We start from the raw sequence: 22417 nt of genomic DNA, 5'->3' as shown, positions 1-22417 counted from the left end.
GATGCCGCCGCAGGCCGCAACCGTCAGCGCACCGGTGGCGCGTACTGGATGCCGCCGTTGTTCCACAGGGCGTTCAGACCGCGGTCGATTTGCAGTGGGGTTTCCTTGCCCAGGTTTTTCTCGAAGACTTCGCCGTAGTTGCCGACCTGCTTGACGATCTGCACTACCCAGTCCTTCGGCAGTTTCAGGTCTTTGCCGTACTCGCCGTCGGCGCCGAGCATGCGGGCCACGTCAGGGTTCTTGGTGGCCTTGGCTTCGGCTTCGACGTTTTTCGAGCTGATGCCCATCTCTTCGGCGTTGAGCATGGCGAACAGGGTCCACTTGACGATGCTGAACCACTCTTCATCGCCTTTGCGCACCACCGGGCCCAGCGGCTCCTTGGAGATGGTCTCTGGCAGCACCACGTAATCGGCCGGGGCGGCCAGCTTGGAGCGTTGTGCGTAGAGCTGCGATTTGTCCGAGGTCAGCACGTCGCAACGGCCGGATTCCAGCGATTTGGCGCTCTCGTCGGAGGTGTCGAAGGTGATCGGGGTGTATTTCAGGCCGTTGGCGCGGAAGTAGTCGGAGACGTTGAGTTCGGTGGTGGTACCGGCCTGGATGCAGATGGTTGCACCGTCCAGTTCCTTGGCGCTGGAAACGCCGAGCTTCTTGTTGACCAGAAAACCGATGCCGTCGTAGTAGGTAACACCGGCGAACACCAGGCCCATGCCGGCGTCGCGCGAGCTGGTCCAGGTGGTGTTGCGCGACAGCACGTCGACTTCGCCCGATTGCAGCGCGGTGAAGCGCTCCTTGGCGTTGAGCTGGCTGAACTTGACCTTCTTGGCGTCGCCGAACACCGCAGCGGCGACCGCGCGGCAGACGTCGGCGTCGATACCGACGATGTTGCCCTTGGCATCCGGTACCGAGAAGCCCGGCAAGCCGTCACTGACGCCACATTGAACGAATCCCTTCTTCTGTACTGCGTCCAGGGTCGCACCTGCCTGTGCGAAACCGCTGATACCCAACGCGGTAGCAGCGGTAACCACTGCCAGTGTGGATTTCAACATCTTCATTCAAACCTCCAGTTTTGCTCTTGTTGTGTGAGCCGGGATTGCACCGCACCCTTATGAGGCGCATCCGACCCGTGTTGGCTTGTTTTTGGGTCAATTGGCGCAATGCGCTGTTCTGTGACAGCCTTGGGGACCGCTAACGGGTGTTACCGTCCAAAACGTGTAACCTCGCATCTGGAGTTTCATAGCAAAGCGCGTACCACACTGAAGGGCTAAAGCGTTTCAGTTAACGTCAATAGGAAAACTTGCAACCTTGCGACAGGTTTTTCCCGGATTTACCCGACGCGCCTTCATTTCATGCACGCAAACAAGAGCGCGCGCACACTTTCGGAGCAGTCATGACCCACCCGCTGATTCTCGAACCACAAAAAACCGCAGACGCCTGTGTGATCTGGTTGCACGGCCTGGGGGCCGATCGTTACGACTTCATGCCGGTGGCTGAGGCCCTGCAGGAAGTTCTGCTGACCACCCGCTTCGTCATGCCCCAGGCACCCACCCGTCCGGTGACCATCAACGGCGGCTATGCAATGCCCAGCTGGTACGACATCAAGGCCATGAGCCCGGCGCGGGCCATCGATGAAGACCAGTTGCACGAATCGGCGGAACAGGTGATCGAACTGATCAAGGCCGAGCAGGCCAAGGGTGTGGCCCTGTCGCGGATCATCCTCGCCGGCTTTTCCCAGGGCGGCGCCGTGGTGCTGCACACTGCCTATATAAAGTGGCAAGAAGCCCTGGGCGGCGTACTGGCGCTTTCGACCTATGCCCCGACTTTCACCGAGGCACGCGAACTGAGCGCCTGCCAGCAACGCACCCCGGCCCTGTGCCTGCACGGTGTGTACGACCCGGTTGTGCTACCGGCCATGGGGCGCAGCGCCTACGAGCACCTGAAGAACTGGGGCGTCAGCGCCAAGTGGGCCGAGTACCCGATGGAGCACGAAGTGCTGCAGGAAGAAATTCGCGATATCGCCGACTGGCTGGCCGAGCGCCTGCGCTAAAAGAAGCGTTCCCTGTAGTTGTCAGTGCAATCCACTACGCCGCGCCCGATTCTTGCATTACACTGCCCGGCGTACATTCCTTAACCAATTGATGAGATGACCGTGCTCAAAGCACTCAAGAAGATGTTCGGCAAGAGCGAGGTTGAGCAACTCGCCACCGAAACCGCTGCCCCCGTGAAGCAGCCGCCCGCAGTACCCCAGGCCCCTGCCCCGTCGGCACCGCTCAAGACCGAAGCCGTGGACCCTGCCCCGGCACGCGCCGAAAAACCGGCCGAGGCCAAGCCGCGCCGTGAGCGCAAGCCAAAGCCCGCCGCCTCCACCTGGAAGCTCGAAGACTTCGCCGTCGAGCCGCAGGAAGGCAAGACCCGCTTTCATGACTTCAAGCTCTCGCCCGAGCTGATGCATGCGATCCACGACCTAGGGTTCCCGTACTGCACGCCAATCCAGGCCCAGGTGCTGGGCTACACCCTGCGTGGCAAAGACGCCATTGGCCGGGCCCAGACCGGTACCGGCAAGACCGCAGCCTTCCTGATTTCGATCATCACCCAGCTGCAGCAGACCCCGCCGCCGAAAGAGCGCTACATGGGCGAGCCACGGGCGCTGATCATCGCCCCGACCCGCGAGCTGGTGGTGCAGATCGCCAAGGACGCCGCGGCGCTGACCAAATACACCGGCCTCAACGTCATGACCTTCGTCGGCGGCATGGACTTCGACAAGCAGCTCAAGGCCCTCGAAGCCCGCCACTGCGACATCCTGGTCGCCACCCCGGGCCGCCTGCTGGACTTCAACCAGCGCGGCGAAGCACACCTGGACATGGTCGAGGTGCTGGTACTGGACGAAGCCGACCGCATGCTCGACATGGGCTTCATCCCCCAGGTGCGGCAGATCATCCGCCAGACCCCGCCCAAGAGCGAGCGCCAGACCCTGCTGTTCTCGGCAACCTTCACCGAAGACGTGATGAACCTGGCCAAGCAGTGGACCACCGACCCTGCCATCGTCGAGATCGAGCCGGAGAACGTCGCCAGCGAGACCGTCGAGCAGCACGTCTATGCCGTGGCCGGCAGCGACAAGTACAAGCTGCTGTACAACCTGGTGACCGAGAACAAGTGGGAACGGGTGATGGTCTTTGCCAACCGCAAGGACGAAGTACGACGCATCGAAGAGCGCCTGGTGCGCGATGGCGTCAACGCCGCCCAGCTGTCGGGCGACGTGCCGCAGCACAAGCGGATCAAGACCCTCGAGAGCTTTCGCGAAGGGCGCATCACCGTACTGGTAGCCACTGACGTGGCTGGCCGCGGTATCCACATCGACGGCATCAGCCACGTGATCAACTTCACCCTGCCGGAAGACCCGGACGACTACGTGCACCGCATTGGTCGTACCGGTCGTGCCGGCACCAGCGGCGTGTCGATCAGCTTCGCCGGTGAGGATGACTCCTACCAGCTGCCAGCCATCGAAGAACTGCTGGGGCGCAAGATCAGCTGCGAGATGCCACCGACCGAGTTGCTCAAGCCGGTACCGCGCAAGCATCACTGAGTGCAGTAACACCAATCGCGGGGCAAGCCCGCTCCTACACCACCCTGTAGGAGCGGGCTTGCCCCGCGATGCTTTTTACACCTCGGCATATTGCCCAAATAAACTAAAAGTCCATAATAGACAAAATAGTTCATTTGGAGCTTCGCATGTCTGCGCCTCTCGTCATCGATCAACAGCACGCTCGCCAACTGCTCGCCCAGGTGGATGTTCCGCAGATCCTGCGCAACCTGTTCCGTGACCTGGCGGCCGGGCAAGCGGTGCAACCGCCCCAGCAACTGGTGGAATTCCCGGCCGGCAAAGGCGACTTCATCAACTACGGTGGCGTGCTGGCCGAACAGCGCGTGTACGGGGTCAAGACCTCGCCCTATATCGTCCGCGAGCAGGGACCGCTGGTCACCGCCTGGACCCTGCTGATGTCCATGGACAGCGGCCAGCCGCTGCTGCTGTGCGATGCCGGTGAACTGACCACCGCGCGCACCGCCGCCACTACCGCCGTTGCCGTCGATGCCCTGGCAGCCAGCGAGGCCCGGCGCCTGACCATCATCGGCAGCGGCCCGATTGCCCGCGCCCACCTGCATTACGCCCGCAGCCTGCGTCCATGGCAGGACATCCGCCTGTACTCGCCAAGCCTGGGCCGGCAATCGACCGAACAGCGTCAGGCCCTGAGTAATCTCGACCCGCGCCTGGTGCTCAGCGAAAGCCTGGAGCAGGCGGTGCTGGATGCCGACGTGATCATGCTCTGCACCTCCTGCGCCACGCCGGTGCTCGACCCGCGCCAATTGAGCAAGCCCGCGCTGATCACCTCCATCAGCACCAATGCGGTGCGTGCCCACGAAGTGCCGCCAGCAACCTTAAGCGAGATGGACGTTTACTGCGACTACCGCGTAACCACCCCGGGCAGCGCCGGCGAGATGCGCATCGCCGTCGAACAACATGGCTGGCAAGCCGATGCGATCGTCGGCGATCTGGCGCAATTGATCAGTGGTGCGGCGCACAAGCCGGGCTACCAGCGCCACGCTTTTTTCCGCTCCATCGGCCTGGGCCTGGAAGACATCGCCCTGGCCAACGCCCTGTACCGCCTGCAACGCGCCGACTGAGGAAACCTTCATGCAACAGGCTGATTTCATCATCATCGGCGCCGGTATTGCCGGTGCCTCCACCGGTTTCTGGCTGGCCGGCCACGGCCGGGTACTGCTGCTTGAGCGCGAGTCGCAGCCGGGCTACCACTCCACCGGCCGCTCGGCAGCGCTGTACACCGCCGCCTATGGCACCCCGCAAGTGCGCGCACTGACCCTGGCCAGCCGGGCGTTTTTCGACCAGCCGCCAGCGGGTTTTACCGAGCACCCGCTGCTCAGCCCGCGCGGGGAAATGACCGTCGATCTCAATGGTGACCCTGAAGAACTGCAGCGTCAGTACCAGAGCGCCAAGGCCTGCGTGCCAGAGGTCGAGCTGCTCAGCGCCGAGCAAGCCTGCGCGCGCCTGCCGGTGCTGCGCCGCGATAAGGTGCATGGCGCCCTGTACGACCCGAGTGCCAGCGACATCGACACCGACGCCCTGCACCAGGGTTACCTGCGCGGCATTCGTCGCCAGCAGGGTGAAGTGCACAGCGACTGCGAAGTACAACACCTGAGCCGCGACGCCGACGGCCTCTGGCACGTGCAGACCAGCCGCGGCACCTTCACCGCCCCGGTGCTGATCAACGCTGCCGGTGCCTGGGCCGACAAAGTCGGCGAACTGGCCGGCGCCCAACCCCTGGGCCTGCAGCCAAAGCGCCGCGCCGCGTTCATCTTCGCCGGCCCCGAAGGCATCGACAGCCATGCCTGGCCGATGCTGGTCAGCCTCGATGAGTCGTTCTACATGAAGCCTGACGCCGGCATGCTGCTCGGCTCACCGGCCAATGCCGACCCGGTCGAGCCCCACGACGTGCAGGCCGAAGAGCTGGACATCGCCATGGGCATCTACCAGATCGAAGAAGCCACCACCCTGAGCATTCGTCGCCCGACCCGTACCTGGGCCGGCTTGCGCAGCTTCGTCGCTGACGGCGACCTGGTGGCCGGCTTCGATCCGCAGGTGCCCGGGCTGTTCTGGGTGGCCGCGCAAGGCGGCTATGGTATCCAGACCTCGCCGGCCATGGGCCAGGCCAGCGCCGCCCTGGTGCGCGGTGAAGACTTGCCTGACACCCTCAAGGGCTTTGGCCTCAACGCTGCGATGCTGTCGCCGCGCCGCCTGCAAGGGTGACGCCCGGCCGCGATTGCGGCACACTCCAAGCGCCCTGTCGCAAGGGCGCTGACACCGCCTGGAGCCCGTCCGAATGCCCACACCCCAAGCCGATCCCGTCCTGCACAACTACCGGGCCATCGCCGACGCCATCGCCACCCTGTTCTTCCCCCACGCCGAAGTGGTGCTGCACGATTTGCGCAGCCAGAAGATCGACTACATTGCCAACAACCTGTCCAAGCGCGAGATTGGCGATGATGCGGCGCTGGAGGACATGTTCGAGGAAGGTACTGACGAGACCAACATCGGACCGTACGAAAAGCTCAACTGGGACGGTCAGAAGATCCGCTCGCTGAGCACCGTACTGCGCGACCCGGCCGGCAAGCCGCTGGCGGTGCTGTGCATCAACCTGAATATTTCCCTGTTCGAAAACGCCAAGGCGGCGCTCGACCTGTTCTTGTCGCCGAGCAAGCTGATCCCGCAGCCCGATGCGCTGTTTCGCGATGACTGGCAGGAGCGCATCAACACCTTCCTCAACAGCTGGCTGCGCCAACGTCAACTGAGCCTCAACCTGCTCAGCCGCGACCATAAGCGCGAACTGGTACTGGCCCTGCACGCCGAGGGCGCGTTCAAGGGCAAGAGTGCCGCCAACTATGTGGCCAATGTGCTGGGGATGGGACGGGCGACGGTGTACAAGCACCTGAAGGAACTCAAGGCCTGATCACGCTCAGGCCTTGAGTAAAGCGGCGATCAGTCGCCGTAGATATCAGACTTGAAGTACTTGGCCTGGATCTTCTGGTATTCGCCGTTGGCGCGAATGGCGTCGATGGCCTGGTTCAGCTCGCTCACCAGTTGTGTGTTGCCCTTGCGCACCGCGATACCCGCGCCTTCACCCACATAGCTCGGGTCTTTCAGCTCTGGGCCGACGAAAGCGTAGCCTTTGCCCTTCTCGGTATTCAGAAAACCCTGCTCCAGCGGAATGGTGTCGGCGAAAACGCCGTCCAGACGCCCGGAAACCAGGTCCATGAAGATCTCTTCGTTACTGGTGTAGCGCACCACCTCGATACCCTTGGGGGCCAGCACCTCGGTGACGTAACGGTCAGTGGTAGTTGCCCGCTGCACACCGATGCGCTTGCCCTTGAGGCTGACGAACTGGTCGTCGACCTGGCTGCCTTCCTTCATCGCCAGGCGCGCGGAGGTGAAGTAGTACTTGTGGGTGAAGTCCACCGAGCGCTTGCGCTCTTCGGTGATGGTGATCGACGACAGCGCCGCATCGATCTTCTTGACCTTCAGCGACGGGATCAGGCCGTCATACTCCTGCTCGGTCCACTGGCATTTGACCTGCATCTGCGCACACAGGGCATTGCCGATGTCGTAGTCGAAGCCGCTGATATTGCCGTCAGGGGTCTTGAATGCGAACGGCGGGTACGCGGCTTCGATGCCAATGCGCAATGTCTTCTCGGCGGCAAACAGACTGCTGCTGGCCATCAGACTCAGGGCCAGGCCGCTGATCAGGGTGAACTTGTTCATGACGGGGCTCTCTCGCTCGTTGTTGGAGGTGTGGTGCCAGACAGAGGGAAAGGGGCAGGCGCGGGTCGGCCTGGAATTATTTTGTACTTATAATTCCATACTGGACTTTTTGGTATGAAAATTCAACAAGCAAAAGCATCGCGGGGCAAGCCCGCTCCTACCTTGATCCCTGTAGGAGCGGGCTTGCCCCGCGATCAGATTTACCAGCGCCCTGCTGCCTCTTCATCACTCTGCTTGCCCTCGACCCAACGCGGGCCGTCGCCGGTCTGTTCCTTCTTCCAGAACGGCGCGCGGGTTTTCAGGTAGTCCATGATGAAATTGCAGGCATCGAATGCGGCCTGACGATGGGCACTGGCAACACCGACAAAAACGATCGGTTCACCGGGTTCCAGGCCGCCAATGCGGTGCAGCACCTCGACCTTGAGCAACGGCCAGCGCTGCTGGGCTTCAACCACGATCTTGGCCAGGGCCTTTTCGGTCATACCCGGATAATGCTCGAGGAACATCCCCGCCACGTCCTGGCCATCATTGAAGTCGCGCACGTAACCGACAAAACCGACCACCGCGCCGACACCGACGTTGGCCGCGTGCATCGCATTGACTTCAGCCCCCGGATCAAAGGGCTCGCTCTGGACTCGAACGCTCATGCTCAGCCTCCGGTCACGGGCGGAAAGAACGCCACTTCGTCACCGTCTTCAAGCGGCTCGTCCAGCTTGCACAGCTCTTCATTGCGCGCGCACATCAGGTTCTGTTCGCGCAGCACATCATGCTTGTCACCTTTTGCAACCAGCGCCTTGCGTACGTCATCCAGGGTAGCGAACGAACCCTCGAGCTTTTCGGCATCAACCCCCAGAAACTCCCGGTAACGGGCGAAATACATCACCTTGATTTTCATTTCACTTCATCCGCCTGGTAATGGCCGCTCTTGCCGCCGAGCTTTTCCAGCACGCGCACGCCGTCGATGATCATGCCGCGGTCGACCGCCTTGCACATGTCATAGATGGTCAGGGCCGCGACGCTGGCAGCGGTCAGCGCTTCCATTTCTACCCCGGTCTGCCCGGCCAGCTTGCAACGGGCGACGATATAGACAGTGTCGTTGCCTTCGGCGCGGAGCTCGACCTTGACGCTGGTCAGCAGCAACGGGTGGCACAACGGAATCAGGTCGCTGGTCTTCTTCGCCGCCTGGATACCGGCAATGCGCGCCACGGCAAACACGTCACCCTTGGGGTGTTCGCCTTCGACGATCATCTGCAGGGTTTGCGGGAGCATGCGCACCCGCGCTTCGGCCACCGCCTCACGCGACGTCACGGCTTTATCGGTGACGTCGACCATGTTGGCGCGACCTTGGGAATCGAGATGGGTCAGCACAGCGTTACTCCTGTTTCAGGACAGTCGATTGTAAACCCTTGAGTCAGACCTTAGCGACAAGCGCGGACACTGCCTGGGGCTTTAAACATGCGATATCCATCTACTACACACTGATGCGTCTGCAGGTAGAAGCTGCCAATGCAACAACCTTGCACGCACCCTAACCTGATGCCAGGAGGCACCGATATGGTCATGAACGCGAAAGACTACGAAAAAATGCAACCCGTCTTTGCTCCCTACATTGGCAAGACATTCAGCAAGGAGTTAGCCGACGAGATCTGCAAAAATGCGGGTGGAGGTGAAGTCAGCGAGATTCGGCCGGGAGTCATTGGTTATACCGGGCAGAGCCCTTACCTGCTGATTCTCGACAAGGACGACAGCATAGTGAGCGTAATTTTCACCGGTTGGGGTGCTTTTGGCCGCGGTTGGAAATGAAATTACCAGCAATGAAAAAGCCCGCATCGGCTGATGCGGGCTTTTTGCAACCTCCGTACCGGGTTACAGGTGCGATTCGGCGTATTCGGCCAGAATCGAGCGCGGTACGCCCTGCAGGGTGATGTGCACGCCGTTGGGGAAGTCCTTGAAGCGCTCGGTCAGGTAGGTCAGGCCGGAGCTGGTGGCGGACAGGTAAGGGGTGTCGATCTGCGCCAGGTTGCCCAGGCAGATCACTTTGGAACCGGCGCCGGCACGGGTGATGATGGTTTTCATCTGGTGCGGGGTGAGGTTCTGGCATTCATCGATCAGGATCAGGCTCTGCTGGAAGCTGCGACCGCGAATGTAGTTCAGCGATTTGAACTGCAGCGGCACCCGCTCAAGGATGTACTCGACGCTGCCATGGGTGTTTTCGTCATCCATGTGCAGGGCTTCGAGGTTGTCGGTGATTGCCCCGAGCCAGGGCTCCATTTTTTCTGCTTCAGTGCCCGGCAGGAAGCCGATCTCCTGGTCCAGCCCCTGCACGCTGCGGGTGGCGATGATGCGCCGGTAGCGCTTGCTGACCATGGTCTGCTCGATGGCGGCGGCCAGGGCCAGGATGGTCTTGCCGGAACCGGCCGCGCCGGTCAGGTTGACCAGGTGAATGTCCGGGTCGAGCAAGGCGAACAGCGCCAGGCTCTGGTGGATGTCACGCGGCTTGAGGCCCCAGGCTTCCTGGTGCAGCAGCGGCTCCTGGTGCAGGTCGAGCAGCACCAGCTCGCCATCCTTGATGCCCTTGATCCAGCCGACGAAGCCCTGCTCGTCAATGATGAACTCGTTGATGTGCACGGCCGGCAGGTTGTCGATCATCTGCACCCGGTGCCAGGTGCGGCCATGGTCCTGGCGGGTCTCGACCTTGCTGACGCGGTCCCAGAACGAGCCGGTGACGCTGTGGTAACCCTTGGACAGCAGGGAGACGTCGTCCACCAGCTGGTCGGTGCTGTAGTCCTCGGCCGCGATCCCGCAGGCGCGGGCCTTGAGGCGCATGTTGATGTCTTTGGTCACCAGCACCACGTCCAGTTCCTTGCGCCGGCTACGCAGCTCGAGCAACTGGTTGATGATGATGTTGTCGTTGAGGTTCTCCGGCAGCAGGCGGTTGGGCTCGTTGCGCGGGCTCATGAGAATCGACAGGAAGCCCTTGGGGCCGCTCTTGCCGCGCTGGATCGGCACGCCCTGCTCGACATCGGCCGGCGAGGCATCGCCCAGGGTCTGGTCGATCAGGCGGATGGCCTGGCGACATTCGGCGGCAATCGTATGTTTGCCCGTCTTGAGTTTGTCGAGCTCCTCCAGCACCGTCATCGGGATGGCGACGTGGTGCTCCTCGAAGTTGAGCAAAGCGTTGGGATCGTGAATCAGTACATTGGTATCGAGCACATAAAGGATTGGCTGGTTGGAGGAAGTGCTGCGTCCTTGATCATCCATACTCGGTCACCTTTGTGGGAGCCAGACGACGCAATACCTGAGCGGTGCTGCGCCGCGAAGTGGCCGCCGGTTCTCCCCTGGTCCGCGTCGTTACGGGTAGGGAGCTGCGAACAAAGAATGGGCCGTAGGACGCCACCTGTGCTGCAGGGTTCGGCGGTCTGTCTTCGTAATACCGCAAAACCCATGACCGGAAAAAGCGTTTTTACGTTTTTTTGAAGTTTATTTTTCGATCGACCAATTAGCCCTTGGCGCAGGGGCAAAGCACCGCTACAGTCATAAATCCAGTCATGTGAAATGCCTGCGGCGTTTTATTCCCGGGCGTCGCCATCACCTTACCTTTTCACAGCTTTTCGCCGAAATTACGGCAATCTTCCCAGCCAATTCCACTCTGTGCCGTTTGCTTGAGCAACCAGGCCACTGCCTCCTGCGCCTTGGGCTGGGCGTCGTGAAACTGGATCAGCCCCTTTCGCCACAGCAACATCAAGGTCAGCACCCGCTGGGCCGACTGTTCGCTGTTCAACGCGCCCTGATCCTGGGCGTCGATATCCCACAACACCACCTGCAAATGCTGGCCGGCGAAGAATGCCTGGCTGTCGGCACGGCGCTGGCCATAAGGCGGCCGGAACAACGGCACATACTGCTGCGGCAAGTCGCCCTGTACCCGCGCCTGGCTGCGCAGCACCGAGTCCTGCCAGCCCTGCCACTGCCCGTGGGAGCGGTACTGCCAGCCTTGCAAGCCCACGCACTGGCCCTGGTAGAGCGCCCGCAGGTCGCCAAGCGAGGTCTTGTCGCGCCGGTTCTGCAGGCTGTTGCCCAGCACAAAAAAGGTCGCCGACAGCCGTTGCCGGCGCAGGAACTCGGCCAGGCCGTCGGTACTGCCGCCCGCCAAGGATGGGCCGCCATCGAAGGTCAGCATGAATAGCCGGTCGTTGAGCTCGTCGCCATTGCGCTCAAGGTCGGAGAAGCGCTCGATTTCGCTGGCGGTCTGCGGGAACAGCGCGGCCTTGCGCAGCAGCTCGTCCAGGTAGCGCTCGTGAAAGGCCCGGCTGGGCTCGGCCCAGCTCGCGTAGAACGAGTCGGCGGCGACTTCGAAGGTTGCCGTCTGCTTGCGAAAATCGCCCAGGTCGTCGATGGCATAACAGAACGAGGCGTCCTGCTCGCAGCTCTTCTGCGCCAGGTCGTAGTTGCGCCATAAGCGCTGCCACAGGCGCTGGCGCAGCGTGTTGATCGACAGCAGATTGACCTGGCGCAGGTTCAGCCGCGCCGCCATGGCGCTCTGGTCGAGCATTTCGCTTTCAGCCAGCACCCGGGCAAACCCGAGGATTTCGGCGCGCGAGGCGACATCGAACAGCGCCGGGCTGTCGAGCTGCTCTGGCCAGTGGCTGCGGTCGAAAGTGGCGACCGGGGCTGGCGCGGCCTGGGCCGTGACGCTGAACAGGCCAGCCAGTAAAACAAGGGCAATGCGCACGATCGGGCTCTCCGTTTTCCTCGCCGCGCACTATAGCGCCAAGTGTCGGGATGGTCTGTGGCTATTGCCTTGATAGCTGGAGATCGCCGCCCCCGCCCCGTAGAATCGGCGCCACGAATAAAGGAGCCGACCTGATGCTGACGGTGATTTCCCCCGCCAAGACCCTCGACTACGACACCCCGCCGGTAACCCAGCGCTACACCCAGCCGCAGTACCTGGATGATTCCCAGGAACTGATCGTGCAGTTGCGCGAGCTGTCGCCGGCGCAGATCAGCGAGCTGATGCACCTCTCCGACAAGCTCGCCGGGCTCAACGCCGCGCGCTTCGGCAGCTGGACCCCGGCCTTCACCCCGGACAACGCCAAGCAGGCGCTGCTGGCGTTCAAGGGCGACGTGTATACCGGGCTCGACGCGCAAAGCCTCAGCGAAGACGACTTCAGCTACGCCCAGGAGCACCTGCGCATGCTCTCCGGGCTGTACGGCCTGCTGCGCCCGCTGGACCTGATGCAGCCTTACCGCCTGGAGATGGGCACCAAGCTTGCCAACGCCCGCGGCAAGGACCTGTATGCCTTCTGGGGCACGCGCATCAGCGAGTGGCTGAACCAGGCCCTGGCCGAGCAAGGCGACGACCTGCTGCTGAACCTGGCCAGCAACGAGTACTTCAGCGCGGTCAAGCGCAATGCCCTCAAGGCGCGGGTGATCAACACCGAGTTCCGCGACTTCAAGAACGGCCAGTACAAGATCATCAGCTTCTACGCCAAAAAGGCCCGCGGCATGATGAGCCGCTTCGTGATCCAGGAACGCATCAACGATCCCGAGCAGCTCAAGCAGTTCGATGTGCAGGGCTACTACTACAGTGCCGAGCTGTCGAAGGCCGACAACCTGGTGTTCCTGCGCGATCACGCGGACGAGTAAACCTCCCTGGGGCTGCTTCGCAGCCCAATCGCTGGCAAGCCAGCTCCCACAGATTTTTGTGGGAGCTGGCTTGCCAGCGACGACGCTCTAATAGTCGCCACAATCCTGGCGCCAAAAAAACCACCCCTCTAGCTTTATCGCAAAACGCCATAAGACCGTTCGTAATTTTTTGACGAATTTTGAAAAAAATTTTCCGGTACTGGCATAAAAACATCCCACCTCGAGTTCGTCCTTTATATACAGGGACGAAACTGACAAGTGCTATCAAAGTGAAAGTATGGCCATCAGATAAAATATTAAAAAATCTTTCACGGCCCCTGAACCGCCCCCGGAACTTATCCCTTCAGCCATCGCTCATACCACCCGTAACGATTCTCGAGCGTTATGTGAGAGATGACCTACAGCATTGATTGGAGCGCACAGTCATTGTGCATCCAGACAACTTTGACTTGAGTGTCGGTCACCCGACCCACAGTTGAACCCAGGAGAAACGCGCCCCTACAAATCGTCCTTGTGGTTGATTTCAAAGGATTTTATTCACTTGAAAGAACAAGCACTGCAGTTTCGGGTAACCGATCTGCAATAAAGACGGCTGCATAACAGGGCACGCCCATATTTATTGGCCTTTGGCTGCCAACTTTAAGTGCAACGACTTTTGCACTTGATATTTATATGCCTGCACACGGTGAAGTGACATCTTTCTGCCACGCCTCCGTGTGCCCGATAACTGTTGGTTAATCAACCCGGTCTGGCTCTATTTATTGAGCCGGCGTGATAAACACATGAGGTGAATGCGATGCGTATCAGCATCTTTGGTTTGGGTTATGTGGGTGCAGTCTGTGCTGGCTGCCTGTCGGCACGTGGCCATGAAGTGATTGGCGTCGATGTATCCACCACCAAGATCGACCTGATCAACCAAGGCAAATCGCCGATTGTCGAACCGGGGCTCGAAGCCCTGTTGCAACAGGGTATCGACAATGGCCGCCTGCGTGGCACCACCGATTTTGCCGCGGCAATTCGCGACAGCGACCTGTCGATGATCTGCGTCGGCACGCCAAGCAAGAAGAACGGCGACCTGGGCCTGGAATACATCGAGTCGGTGTGCCGCGAAATCGGCTTCGTACTGCGGGAAAAATCCAGCCGCCACACCATCGTGGTACGCAGCACCGTGCTGCCGGGCACGGTGAAGAACGTGGTGATCCCGATCCTCGAAGACTGCTCGGGGAAAAAAGCCGGCGTCGACTTCGGCGTAGCGGTCAACCCGGAATTCCTGCGCGAAAGCACCGCGATCAAGGACTACGACCAGCCACCCATGACCGTCATCGGCGAACTGGACAAGACCAGTGGCGACCTTCTGCAATCGCTGTACGAAGAACTCGACGCGCCGATCATCCGCAAGGACATCGAAGTGGCCGAGATGATCAAGTACACCTGCAACGTCTGGCACGCCACCAAAGTTACCTTCGCCAACGAGATCGGCAACATTGCCAAGGCGGTCGGCGTCGATGGTCGTGACGTGATGGATGTGGTCTGCCAGGACAAGGCCCTGAACCTTTCGCAGTACTACATGCGCCCGGGCTTCGCCTTCGGCGGTTCGTGCCTGCCCAAGGACGTGCGCGCGCTGACCTATCGCGCCGGCAGCCTGGACGTCAAGGCGCCACTGCTCAACTCGCTGATGACCAGCAACGAGTCGCAGGTACAGAACGCCTTCGACATCATCGAAAGCCACGACAAGCGCAAGGTCGCCCTGCTCGGCCTGAGCTTCAAGGCCGGTACCGACGACCTGCGCGAAAGCCCGCTGGTGGAGCTTGCCGAACGCCTGATCGGCAAGGGCTACGAGCTGAACATCTACGACAGCAACGTCGAGTATGCGCGGGTCAACGGCGCCAACAAGGAATACATCGAGTCGAAAATCCCTCACGTGTCGTCGCTGCTCAATGCTGACTTCGAGCAGGTGATCAACCACGCCGACGTCATCGTGCTGGGCAACCGCGACGAGAAGTTTCGCGCCCTGGCCCAGCAGGCGCCAGCCGGCAAGCAGGTCATCGACCTGGTCGGTTTCATGAGCAAGGCCTCCTGCCCGAGCAGCCGTACCGAAGGTATCTGCTGGTAACCCGCAGGTTGCGCGGGGCCGCCCGGCCCCGCGCGCCATCAACGCCCCTTCCATTCGATACGGATGCAGAACATGCATAGGCTCAAGCACGGCCTGCTACAGGTCGCCGGTTGGCTGTTCTACGTGAGCCTGCTCATGTTGATCGCCCTGGCCTTGCCCAACTCCATTTTCGACCCCGACTCGAAGGACTTCATTTTCCTGGTCGGCGCCGTCGGCATCTGGCGCTATTCCATGGGTGCCACGCACTTTGTCCGCGGCATGCTGTTTCTCTACGTGGTCTACCCCTACCTGCGGCGCAAGGTGCGCAAGCTCGGTAGCGCCGCCGACCCGTCTCATGTGTACCTGATGGTCACCAGTTTTCGCATCGATGCCCTGACCACCGCCCAGGTCTACAGCTCGGTGATCCGCGAAGCGATCGACTGCGGCTACCCGACCACTGTGGTCTGTTCGCTGGTGGAAATGTCCGACGAACTGCTGGTGAAAAGCCTGTGGGAGAAATACAACCCGCCGCAGCGCGTGACCCTCGATTTCGTGCGCATTGCCGGTACCGGCAAGCGCGACGGCCTGGCCTACGGCTTTCGGGCCATCTCCCGCCACCTGCCGGATGAAAACGCCGTGGTCGCGGTGATCGATGGCGACACCGTGCTCGGCGAAGGCGTGGTGCGCAAGACCGTGCCCTGGTTCAAGCTGTTCGGCAATGTCGGTGGCCTGACCACCAATGAATTCTGTGAAGTGCGTGGCGGCTACATCATGAGCGAGTGGCACAAGCTGCGCTTCGCCCAGCGCCACATCAACATGTGCTCGATGGCCCTGTCCAAGCGCGTGCTGACCATGACCGGACGCATGTCGGTGTTCCGCGCCGCCGTGGTGACCAACCCCGAGTTCATCGCCGACGTCGAGAACGACTCGCTGCAGCACTGGCGCCTGGGCCGCTTCAAGTTCCTCACCGGCGACGACAAGTCGAGCTGGTTCAGCCTCATGCGCCTGGGCTACGACACCTTCTACGTGCCGGACGCGGCGATCAACACGGTCGAGCACCCGCCGGAAAAGAGCTTCATCAAGGCCAGCCGCAAACTGATGTACCGCTGGTACGGCAACAACCTGCGGCAGAACTCCCGCGCCCTGGGCCTGGGCATCCGCCGCCTGGGCCTGTTCACCAGCGTGGTGCTGTTCGACCAGCGCGTGTCGATGTGGACCAGCCTGCTGGGCCTGACCGTCGCGGTGATCGCCAGCCTCAAGTTCGGCCCGGCGTTCCTACTGGTGTACCTGCTGTGGATCGGCATCACCCGGCTGATCCTGACCCTGATGCTGTTGTGCTCGGGCCACAACATCGGCCCGGCCTACCCGCTGATTCTTTATTACAACCAGATCGTCGGCGCGATCATGAAGATCTACGTGTTCTTCCGCCTCGACAAGCAGTCCTGGACCCGCCAGCCCACTGCCCTCAAGCGCGACCTCGCCAGCTTTCAACAATGGTTCAACACCTGGTCCTCCCGGACCATGACCTTCTCGGCGGCCAGCATCTTCATTGCTGTGCTGTTCATGGTCGTGTGAGCCGGAACCCGATTGGATTAAACAGGAACAAATCGCCATGAATACCGCCGTGAACGTCAATGTCGTGCATGAGTCCGAAGCCCAGCGCCAGCACGCCCGGGTACGCATCCCGGCCAAGCTGCGCTACCTGGGGGAGAACCGCGAAACCCTCGAAGTGAAGGTCGACGACCTTTCCGCCGGCGGCCTGAGCTTCCATGCCAAGCACCCGTTGAAAGTCGGCGAAGTGCTGCGCGGGCGCTTGCAGTTCACCGTCGACAAGCTCGGCCTGGCCATGGACATCGAGTTCCAGGTGCGCTCCTTCGACCCCTCCAGCGGCCGCGCCGGCGTGCAGTTCCAGAACCTCGAACCCCGCGACATCGCCACCCTGCGCCACATCATCACCTCGCACCTGTCGGGCGAACTGATCACCATCGGCGACGTACTCAGTACCCTGCAGCGCGACAACTTCACCAAGGCGCGCAAACAGAAAGACGCCAGCGGCGGGATGAGCGCCTTCGGCCGCTTGCGGGCAGTGACCTTCAGCCTCGGCGTGTTCGTGGTTGGCGTTGCCGCCTTCGGCTTTATCGCCAAGTCGGTATACGGCCTGTACTTCGTCAGCCATGCCCAGGCCGGGGTGGTCAGCGTGCCGACCAGCAACGTCACCATGCCCCGCGACGGTACCGTGCAGGGCCTGGTGGAGAGCGGCGGCCAGGTGGTCAAGGGCGCGCCATTGGCCTCGTTCAGCACCAGCATGCTGGACATGCTCAAGGGCCACCTGGATGACCAGCAACTGGAGCCGGCCAAGGTCGAGGAGCTGTTCGGCAAACAGATGAGCGGCACCCTGACCAGCCCCTGCGATTGCGTGGTCGCCCGCCAGCTGGTGGATGACGGCCAGTATGCAAGCAAGGGCCAGGTGATCTTCCAGCTGGTCCCGCGCACCACCATTCCCACGGTCGAAGCGCGCTTCAGCTACCGCCAGTTCGACGACGTCAAACCAGGCTCGCGCGTGCACTTCACCGTCGCTGGCGAAGAGCAGACCCGTACCGGGCAGATCGTCAGCAGTAGCAGCCTGAACAGCGAAGACCTGTCCTCGGACATCCGCGTGCAGATCAAGCCGGACGAATCGCTGCCCAGCGAACTGGCCGGCCGCCCGGTGGCGGTAGACAGCAATCGAGGCCCGTCGCTGGACTGGCTGATCGATAAAGCCGTGGCCCGTGGGCTCTAAGAGGATCTGCCCATGAATATGCTCAACACCCCAACTGTGGGAGCGGGCTTGCCCCGCGATGAAGCCCCTCAATTCCCCAAAGCGTTGTGCTCGATCGCGGGGCAAGCCCGCTCCCACAGTGGCACCCTTCTCGGCCTGGCCCTGGCCATCAGCCTGGCCGGTTGTGCCGGCCTGCCCGACCAGCGCCTGGCCAATGAAGCGCTCAAGCGCGGCGACACCGCCCTGGCCGAACAGAACTACCGCCAGCTCGCCGACCTCGGTTACAGCGAAGCCCAGGTGGGCCTCGCCGATATCCAGGTGGAAACCCGCGACCCGGCCAAGCTCAAGGAGGCCGAAGCCACCTACCGCGCCGCCGCTGATATCTCGCCGCGCGCCCAGGCCCGCCTCGGGCGTTTGCTGGCGGCCAAGCCGGACGCCAGCGAAGCCGAGCGCCAGGAAGCCGAAACCCTATTGAAAAAAGCCTTCGGCAATGGCGAGGGCAACACCCTGATCCCGCTGGCGATGCTCTACCTGCAATACCCGCAGAGCTTCCCCGGCACCAACGCCCAGCAGCAGATCGACACGTGGCGCAGCGCCGGCTACCCCGAAGCCGGCCTGGCCCAGATCCTGCTGTACCGCACCCAGGACAGCTACGACCAGCACCTGGACGAGGTCGAGCGCATCTGCAAAGCGGCGCTGAGCAGCACTGACATCTGCTACGTGGAACTGGCCACCGTCTACCAGAAGCGCGCCCAGCCCGAGCAGCAAGCGGCGCTGCTCGAGCAAGTCAAAAGCGCCTACCAGCGCGGTGCAATCCCGGCCACCCGGGTCGACAGCGTGGCCCGCGTCCTGGCCGACCGCAGCCTCGGCCAGACTGACGAGAAAACCGCCCAGGCCCTGCTTGAGCAGGTGGCGCCGGTCAACCCCGGTTCCTGGGTCAGCCTGGCGCAGTTGCTCTACGACTTCCCGGAGCTTGGCGACACCGACAAGCTGATGGAATACATCGACAAGGGCCGCGCCGCCGAACAACCGCGCGCCGAACTGCTGCTGGGGCGCCTGTACTACGAAGGCAAGACCGTGCCGGCCGATGCGCAGCAGGCCGAAACTCATTTGCTCAGCGCCGCCAGCGCCGGCGAAGTCAGCGCCCATTACTACCTGGGCCAGCTGTATCGCCGCGGTTACCTGGGCAGCGTTGACCCGCAAAAGGCCGTCGATCATCTGCTCAGCGCTGCCCGCGGCGGCCAGCTCAGCGCCGACTACGCCCTGGCCCAGTTGTTCAGCGAAGGCCACGGCATTCGCCAGGACCTGGTCAACGCCTGGGTGTTCAGCCAACTGGCGCAAGCCAACCCCAGCGATCAGTCGCGCGAGCTGGCCGCCCAGCTCGACCAGCAACTCACTCCCGCGCAAAAAGCCCAGGCCGAGCGCCTGCTGCAGCAAGAGCGCCAGGCCCGTGGCGCCATGGGCCCGGGTGCCGATGCCCTGGCCCTGCAGGCCCAAGCGCAACCCGAACAAGGCGAGGACTCCCTATGACACTCAATCCGTGGATGAAAGCAGGCGTAGGCCTGGGCTTCGCCCTGCTCTGGTCGTGCCCGACCCTGGCGGCAATGACCGCTGAAAAGAACTTCGGCCTGGACGTGAAGATCACCGGCCAGTCCGAAGACGACCGCGACCTGGGTACCCGCTCCGGCGGCGACGTCAACGGCCTGGGCCTGGACCTGCGCCCCTGGGTGTACGGCGAGCGCGGCAACTGGAGCGCCTTTGCCATGGGCCAGGCGGTGGCCGCCAGCGACATCATCGAGACCGACACCCTGCGCCAGTCCGGCGATGAGGCCGAGTCCGACAGCGGCCGCGCCCATGGCCGCGAAGCCGATAAAAGCTACCTGGCCATGCGCGAGTTCTGGGTCGGCTACAGCGGCCTGACCGCCTACCCCGGCGAGCAACTGCGTTTTGGCCGCCAACGCCTGCGCAACGACGACGGCATGTGGCGCGACACCAACATCGAAGCGCTGAACTGGACCTTCGACACCACCCTGCTGCGCGCCAACCTGGGCGTGGCCGAGCGCTTCAGCGAGTACCGTACCGACCTCACCGAGCTGGCGCCGGAAGACAAGGACCGCCTGCACATTTACGGCGACGTTGCCACGCAGTGGACGCCCGGGCACTGGGTCGGCCTGCGCGCCCACCACACCCACGACGACGGCAAGCTGAAAAATCCCGGCGAAACCGTCGACGCCCTGGACAAGACCCGCACCGGCGACCTCACCTGGCTGGGACTGGAAGCCAACAGCGACGCCTATAACTGGCGCAACCAGAACCGCGTCAACTACTGGGGCAGCCTGACCTGGCTGAGCGGCGATCGCGACAGCCTCAACACCACCACGGTCAACGGCGAGCAAGTGGCCAGCGGCAAGCAGAGCGGCGACGTCAATGCCTGGGCCACCGACCTCGGTATCCGCCTGCGCCTCGATCCCAACTGGCAGGTCGGCGCCGCTTATGCCCGCGGCAGCGGCGGCGGTGGCGGCGACGGTTCGGGCAACTACGAGCAGACCGGCCTTGAAAGCAACCGCTCCAACTTCACCGGCACCCGCTCGCGCGTACACCGCTTCGGCGAAGCCTTCCGTGGCGAACTGGGCAATGTCCAGGCGGCGACCCTGTTCACCTCCTGGCAACTGCGCGACGACTACGACGCCAGCCTGATCTACCACAAGTTCTGGCGCGTCGATGGCGACCAGAACATCGGCAGCAGCGGCATCAACGCCGTGGTCGAGGACAACGGCATCAACCGGCCGCTGATCCAGGGCGAGAAAGACCTCGGCCAGGAGATGGACCTGGTGGTCACCAAGTACTTCAAGCAGGGCCTGTTGCCGGCGGCACTGAGCCAGTCGATCGACGAGCCGTCGGCACTGGTGCGCTTTCGTGGCGGCGTGTTCAAGCCCGGTGATGCCTATGGCAAGGAAGCGGACTCCTATATGCACCGCGCTTTCGTCGACGTGATCTGGCGCTTCTGACGCCTGGGGTGCAATCAAATGAGCCTTCAACCGAACAAGCTCCACGCCTTATTGGCCGGCACCCTGCTGCTGGCCAGCAGCATCGCCCTGGCCAACGGCCAGGCGCCGACGCCGGTGGCCAAGGAGCTGCAGCAGGCCAAGACCTACACGGTCAGCAGCGCGCCGATCGAGCCGCTGCAGATCCCGGCGCCGACCCTGCCCGACCTGTCCGGCTATAGCGCGCAAGCGGTGCAGAAAAAGATCGACCGCTCGCACAAGGGCAAGGTCTCGGTGCGGCGCATGCTCCAGGAAAACAGCCTCAAGGAGTTCATCGGCGGCGACAACAAGATGGCCGAATGGGTGGCGCGCCAGCATGGCATTCCCCAGGCGATCTTCATCGACGACGGCCATGTGAACTTCACCGAGCTGAGCAAGCAGGTGCCCGCCCAGTACCTGCGCGAAACCGCGCCGGGCGTGTACCTGGCGCGCCTGCCGATCGTGGTCGGGCAAAAAGGCGTGCTCGAGATCGACGCCAAGGTCAAGGAACTGCGCCTGTCCCAGGAGGGTGGCGCGTTCATCGTCAACGACGGCAAATTGTTCGTCAGCGACACCCGGGTGACTGGCTGGCGCGAGAAAGACAACGGCCCGGCGACCTTCCGCTCGCCGAAGGAATTCCGCCCGTTCCTGCTGTCGTGGGGCGGCACCGAGACCTACATCGTCAACAGCAAGATGGCCAGCTTCGGCTATGCCAAGAGCAAGTCCTACGGCGTGAGCATTTCTCAGTACACACCGAACATGGCCAAGCAGATGGGCCGCCCGGAACCCACCGGCTGGATCATCGGCTCCGAGTTCAGCGACATGTGGTACGGCTTCTACTGCTACGAAACCAGCGACTTCGTGGTCAAGGACAGCACCTACCGCGACAACATCGTCTACGGCATCGACCCCCACGACCGCTCGCACCGATTGATCATCGCCGGCAACACCGTGTACGGGACCAAGAAGAAGCACGGCATCATCGTTTCACGCGAGGTCAACGACAGCTGGATCATCAACAACAAGAGCTACGACAACAAGCTCTCGGGCGTGGTCATCGACCGTAACAGCGTCAACAACCTGATCGCCTACAACGAGATCTACCGCAACCACACCGACGGCATCACCCTGTACGAGAGCGGTGACAACCTGATCTGGGGCAACAAGCTGATCAGTAACCGCCGCCACGGCATTCGCGTGCGCAACAGCGTCAATATCCGCCTGTACGAGAACGTCGCCATGGCCAACGGCCTGGTAGGCGTCTACGGGCACATCAAGGACTTGTCCGAGACCGACCGCGACATCGCCCTCGACCCGTTCGACACCAAGGTCTCGCTGATCGTCGTCGGCGGTGAGCTGGCGGCCAACGGCAGCGGCCCGCTGTCGATCGATTCGCCGCTGAGCGTGGAGCTGTACCGGGTGTCGATGCTGGCGCCGAGCAAGGCCAGCGGCATCAGTTTTTCCGGAGTACTGGGCGATCGTCAGGACGAGATTCTCGACCTGATGGTGCGCCAGGGCAAAGCCGTGCTGATCGATCCGGTCGAGCGCCAGACCGAAATGCTGGACTGAGGAAG

General features: G+C 62.3%; 20 protein-coding genes. 13 read left to right on the top strand and 7 right to left on the bottom strand.

The window, feature by feature from the left end; genetic code table 11:
• Positions 1–23: 23 nt before the first annotated feature.
• Positions 24–1052, bottom strand: coding sequence for an amino acid ABC transporter substrate-binding protein (locus tag ACIOVF_RS09540; RefSeq protein ID WP_038998832.1), 1029 nt, complete (start codon positions 1050–1052; stop codon positions 24–26).
• A 335-nt stretch (positions 1053–1387) separates the two neighbouring features.
• Between ACIOVF_RS09540 and ACIOVF_RS09535 the strand changes: the two genes are divergently transcribed.
• The 5 genes from ACIOVF_RS09535 (at position 1388) to ACIOVF_RS09515 (ending at position 6518) form a co-directional block, all read left to right on the top strand.
• Positions 1388–2044, top strand: coding sequence for an alpha/beta hydrolase (locus tag ACIOVF_RS09535; protein ID WP_045197265.1), 657 nt, complete (start codon positions 1388–1390; stop codon positions 2042–2044).
• Positions 2045–2146: 102 nt separating this feature from the next.
• Entirely contained in the window at positions 2147–3580 is a 1434-nt protein-coding gene (gene rhlB, locus ACIOVF_RS09530; protein ID WP_401289051.1) for an ATP-dependent RNA helicase RhlB, read from the top strand.
• A gap of 146 nt (positions 3581–3726) precedes the next feature.
• Positions 3727–4677 carry an ornithine cyclodeaminase family protein gene (locus tag ACIOVF_RS09525; protein WP_401289049.1) on the top strand — a complete coding sequence of 317 codons (951 nt, stop codon included), beginning with the start codon at positions 3727–3729 and terminating at the stop codon, positions 4675–4677.
• A gap of 10 nt (positions 4678–4687) precedes the next feature.
• On the top strand, positions 4688–5818 hold the full coding sequence (locus tag ACIOVF_RS09520; RefSeq protein ID WP_093379754.1) for an FAD-binding oxidoreductase: 1131 nt from the start codon (positions 4688–4690) through the stop codon (positions 5816–5818).
• A 73-nt stretch (positions 5819–5891) separates the two neighbouring features.
• Positions 5892–6518, top strand: a complete 627-nt coding sequence (locus tag ACIOVF_RS09515; protein ID WP_045197259.1) for a transcriptional regulator — start codon at positions 5892–5894, stop codon at positions 6516–6518.
• 29 nt (positions 6519–6547) lie between these two features.
• On the opposite strand, the gene ACIOVF_RS09510 is transcribed toward ACIOVF_RS09515, so the two are convergent.
• The 4 genes from ACIOVF_RS09510 to moaC all read right to left on the bottom strand — a co-directional run bounded on the left by ACIOVF_RS09510 (position 6548) and on the right by moaC (position 8695).
• On the bottom strand, positions 6548–7327 hold the full coding sequence (locus tag ACIOVF_RS09510; protein ID WP_401289045.1) for an ABC transporter substrate-binding protein: 780 nt from the start codon (positions 7325–7327) through the stop codon (positions 6548–6550).
• 200 nt (positions 7328–7527) lie between these two features.
• Entirely contained in the window at positions 7528–7974 is a 447-nt protein-coding gene (gene moaE / locus ACIOVF_RS09505) for a molybdopterin synthase catalytic subunit MoaE (protein WP_195884975.1), read from the bottom strand.
• Between the two features lie 2 nt (positions 7975–7976).
• Positions 7977–8222, bottom strand: a complete 246-nt coding sequence (gene moaD / locus ACIOVF_RS09500; RefSeq protein ID WP_045197253.1) for a molybdopterin converting factor subunit 1 — start codon at positions 8220–8222, stop codon at positions 7977–7979.
• A complete protein-coding gene (gene moaC / locus ACIOVF_RS09495) occupies positions 8219–8695 on the bottom strand; it encodes a cyclic pyranopterin monophosphate synthase MoaC (protein ID WP_401289041.1) in 477 nt (158 codons plus the stop codon). Before moaC ends, moaD begins: the two co-directional genes overlap by 4 nt.
• Before the next feature lie 186 nt (positions 8696–8881).
• Between moaC and ACIOVF_RS09490 the strand changes: the two genes are divergently transcribed.
• Positions 8882–9130 carry a hypothetical protein gene (locus tag ACIOVF_RS09490; RefSeq protein ID WP_093379737.1) on the top strand — a complete coding sequence of 83 codons (249 nt, stop codon included), beginning with the start codon at positions 8882–8884 and terminating at the stop codon, positions 9128–9130.
• A gap of 63 nt (positions 9131–9193) precedes the next feature.
• Here the strand turns inward: ACIOVF_RS09490 and ACIOVF_RS09485 are convergent, their stop codons facing one another.
• On the bottom strand, positions 9194–10588 hold the full coding sequence (locus ACIOVF_RS09485) for a PhoH family protein (protein ID WP_045197246.1): 1395 nt from the start codon (positions 10586–10588) through the stop codon (positions 9194–9196).
• Between the two features lie 340 nt (positions 10589–10928).
• Positions 10929–12056 carry a polysaccharide deacetylase family protein gene (locus tag ACIOVF_RS09480; RefSeq protein ID WP_401289037.1) on the bottom strand — a complete coding sequence of 376 codons (1128 nt, stop codon included), beginning with the start codon at positions 12054–12056 and terminating at the stop codon, positions 10929–10931.
• A gap of 134 nt (positions 12057–12190) precedes the next feature.
• Between ACIOVF_RS09480 and yaaA the strand changes: the two genes are divergently transcribed.
• From yaaA to algG, 7 genes are all read left to right on the top strand, one after another.
• Positions 12191–12970: a peroxide stress protein YaaA gene (gene yaaA, locus ACIOVF_RS09475; protein WP_045197242.1), complete on the top strand. Its 780-nt coding sequence runs from the start codon at positions 12191–12193 to the stop codon at positions 12968–12970.
• 796 nt (positions 12971–13766) lie between these two features.
• Positions 13767–15083 (top strand): nucleotide sugar dehydrogenase, encoded by a 1317-nt coding sequence (locus tag ACIOVF_RS09470; RefSeq protein ID WP_045197240.1) that lies wholly within the window; start codon positions 13767–13769, stop codon positions 15081–15083.
• A 63-nt stretch (positions 15084–15146) separates the two neighbouring features.
• A complete protein-coding gene (alg8, locus tag ACIOVF_RS09465; RefSeq protein ID WP_177329156.1) occupies positions 15147–16637 on the top strand; it encodes a mannuronan synthase in 1491 nt (496 codons plus the stop codon).
• Positions 16638–16674: 37 nt separating this feature from the next.
• Entirely contained in the window at positions 16675–17841 is a 1167-nt protein-coding gene (locus ACIOVF_RS09460) for an alginate biosynthesis protein Alg44 (RefSeq protein ID WP_093379721.1), read from the top strand.
• A 12-nt stretch (positions 17842–17853) separates the two neighbouring features.
• Complete coding sequence (gene algK, locus ACIOVF_RS09455; protein WP_401289032.1) at positions 17854–19350, top strand: alginate biosynthesis TPR repeat lipoprotein AlgK; 1497 nt, start codon at positions 17854–17856, stop codon at positions 19348–19350.
• A complete protein-coding gene (locus tag ACIOVF_RS09450) occupies positions 19347–20828 on the top strand; it encodes an alginate export family protein (RefSeq protein ID WP_045197235.1) in 1482 nt (493 codons plus the stop codon). The genes algK and ACIOVF_RS09450 overlap by 4 nt, the downstream gene beginning before the upstream one ends.
• Positions 20829–20846: 18 nt before the next feature.
• Complete coding sequence (algG, locus tag ACIOVF_RS09445) at positions 20847–22412, top strand: mannuronan 5-epimerase AlgG (RefSeq protein WP_195884982.1); 1566 nt, start codon at positions 20847–20849, stop codon at positions 22410–22412.
• Positions 22413–22417: the final 5 nt, after the last annotated feature.

It is taken from the genome of Pseudomonas sp. NPDC087612 (genome assembly GCF_044743505.1).
Classification (GTDB): Bacteria; Pseudomonadota; Gammaproteobacteria; order Pseudomonadales; family Pseudomonadaceae; genus Aquipseudomonas.
Note: the sequence above shows the minus strand (reverse complement) of the source record. Positions and strands in the feature narration are given on the sequence as shown.

Bases quoted from the DNA above. Each gene is read 5' to 3' on its own strand.
- ACIOVF_RS09460 (WP_093379721.1), top strand. From the start codon at position 16,675: ATGAATACCGCCGTGAACGTCAATGTCGTGCATGAGTCCGAAGCCCAG.
- ACIOVF_RS09450 (WP_045197235.1), top strand. From the start codon at position 19,347: ATGACACTCAATCCGTGGATGAAAGCAGGCGTAGGCCTGGGCTTCGCC.
- ACIOVF_RS09535 (WP_045197265.1), top strand. From the start codon at position 1,388: ATGACCCACCCGCTGATTCTCGAACCACAAAAAACCGCAGACGCCTGT.
- ACIOVF_RS09470 (WP_045197240.1), top strand. From the start codon at position 13,767: ATGCGTATCAGCATCTTTGGTTTGGGTTATGTGGGTGCAGTCTGTGCT.
- ACIOVF_RS09490 (WP_093379737.1), top strand. From the start codon at position 8,882: ATGGTCATGAACGCGAAAGACTACGAAAAAATGCAACCCGTCTTTGCT.
- ACIOVF_RS09485 (WP_045197246.1), bottom strand. From the start codon at position 10,588: ATGGATGATCAAGGACGCAGCACTTCCTCCAACCAGCCAATCCTTTAT.
- yaaA (WP_045197242.1), top strand. From the start codon at position 12,191: ATGCTGACGGTGATTTCCCCCGCCAAGACCCTCGACTACGACACCCCG.
- ACIOVF_RS09520 (WP_093379754.1), top strand. From the start codon at position 4,688: ATGCAACAGGCTGATTTCATCATCATCGGCGCCGGTATTGCCGGTGCC.
- algG (WP_195884982.1), top strand. From the start codon at position 20,847: ATGAGCCTTCAACCGAACAAGCTCCACGCCTTATTGGCCGGCACCCTG.
- ACIOVF_RS09515 (WP_045197259.1), top strand. From the start codon at position 5,892: ATGCCCACACCCCAAGCCGATCCCGTCCTGCACAACTACCGGGCCATC.
- moaE (WP_195884975.1), bottom strand. From the start codon at position 7,974: ATGAGCGTTCGAGTCCAGAGCGAGCCCTTTGATCCGGGGGCTGAAGTC.
- ACIOVF_RS09540 (WP_038998832.1), bottom strand. From the start codon at position 1,052: ATGAAGATGTTGAAATCCACACTGGCAGTGGTTACCGCTGCTACCGCG.
- algK (WP_401289032.1), top strand. From the start codon at position 17,854: ATGAATATGCTCAACACCCCAACTGTGGGAGCGGGCTTGCCCCGCGAT.
- alg8 (WP_177329156.1), top strand. From the start codon at position 15,147: ATGCAGAACATGCATAGGCTCAAGCACGGCCTGCTACAGGTCGCCGGT.
- ACIOVF_RS09510 (WP_401289045.1), bottom strand. From the start codon at position 7,327: ATGAACAAGTTCACCCTGATCAGCGGCCTGGCCCTGAGTCTGATGGCC.
- moaD (WP_045197253.1), bottom strand. From the start codon at position 8,222: ATGAAAATCAAGGTGATGTATTTCGCCCGTTACCGGGAGTTTCTGGGG.
- ACIOVF_RS09525 (WP_401289049.1), top strand. From the start codon at position 3,727: ATGTCTGCGCCTCTCGTCATCGATCAACAGCACGCTCGCCAACTGCTC.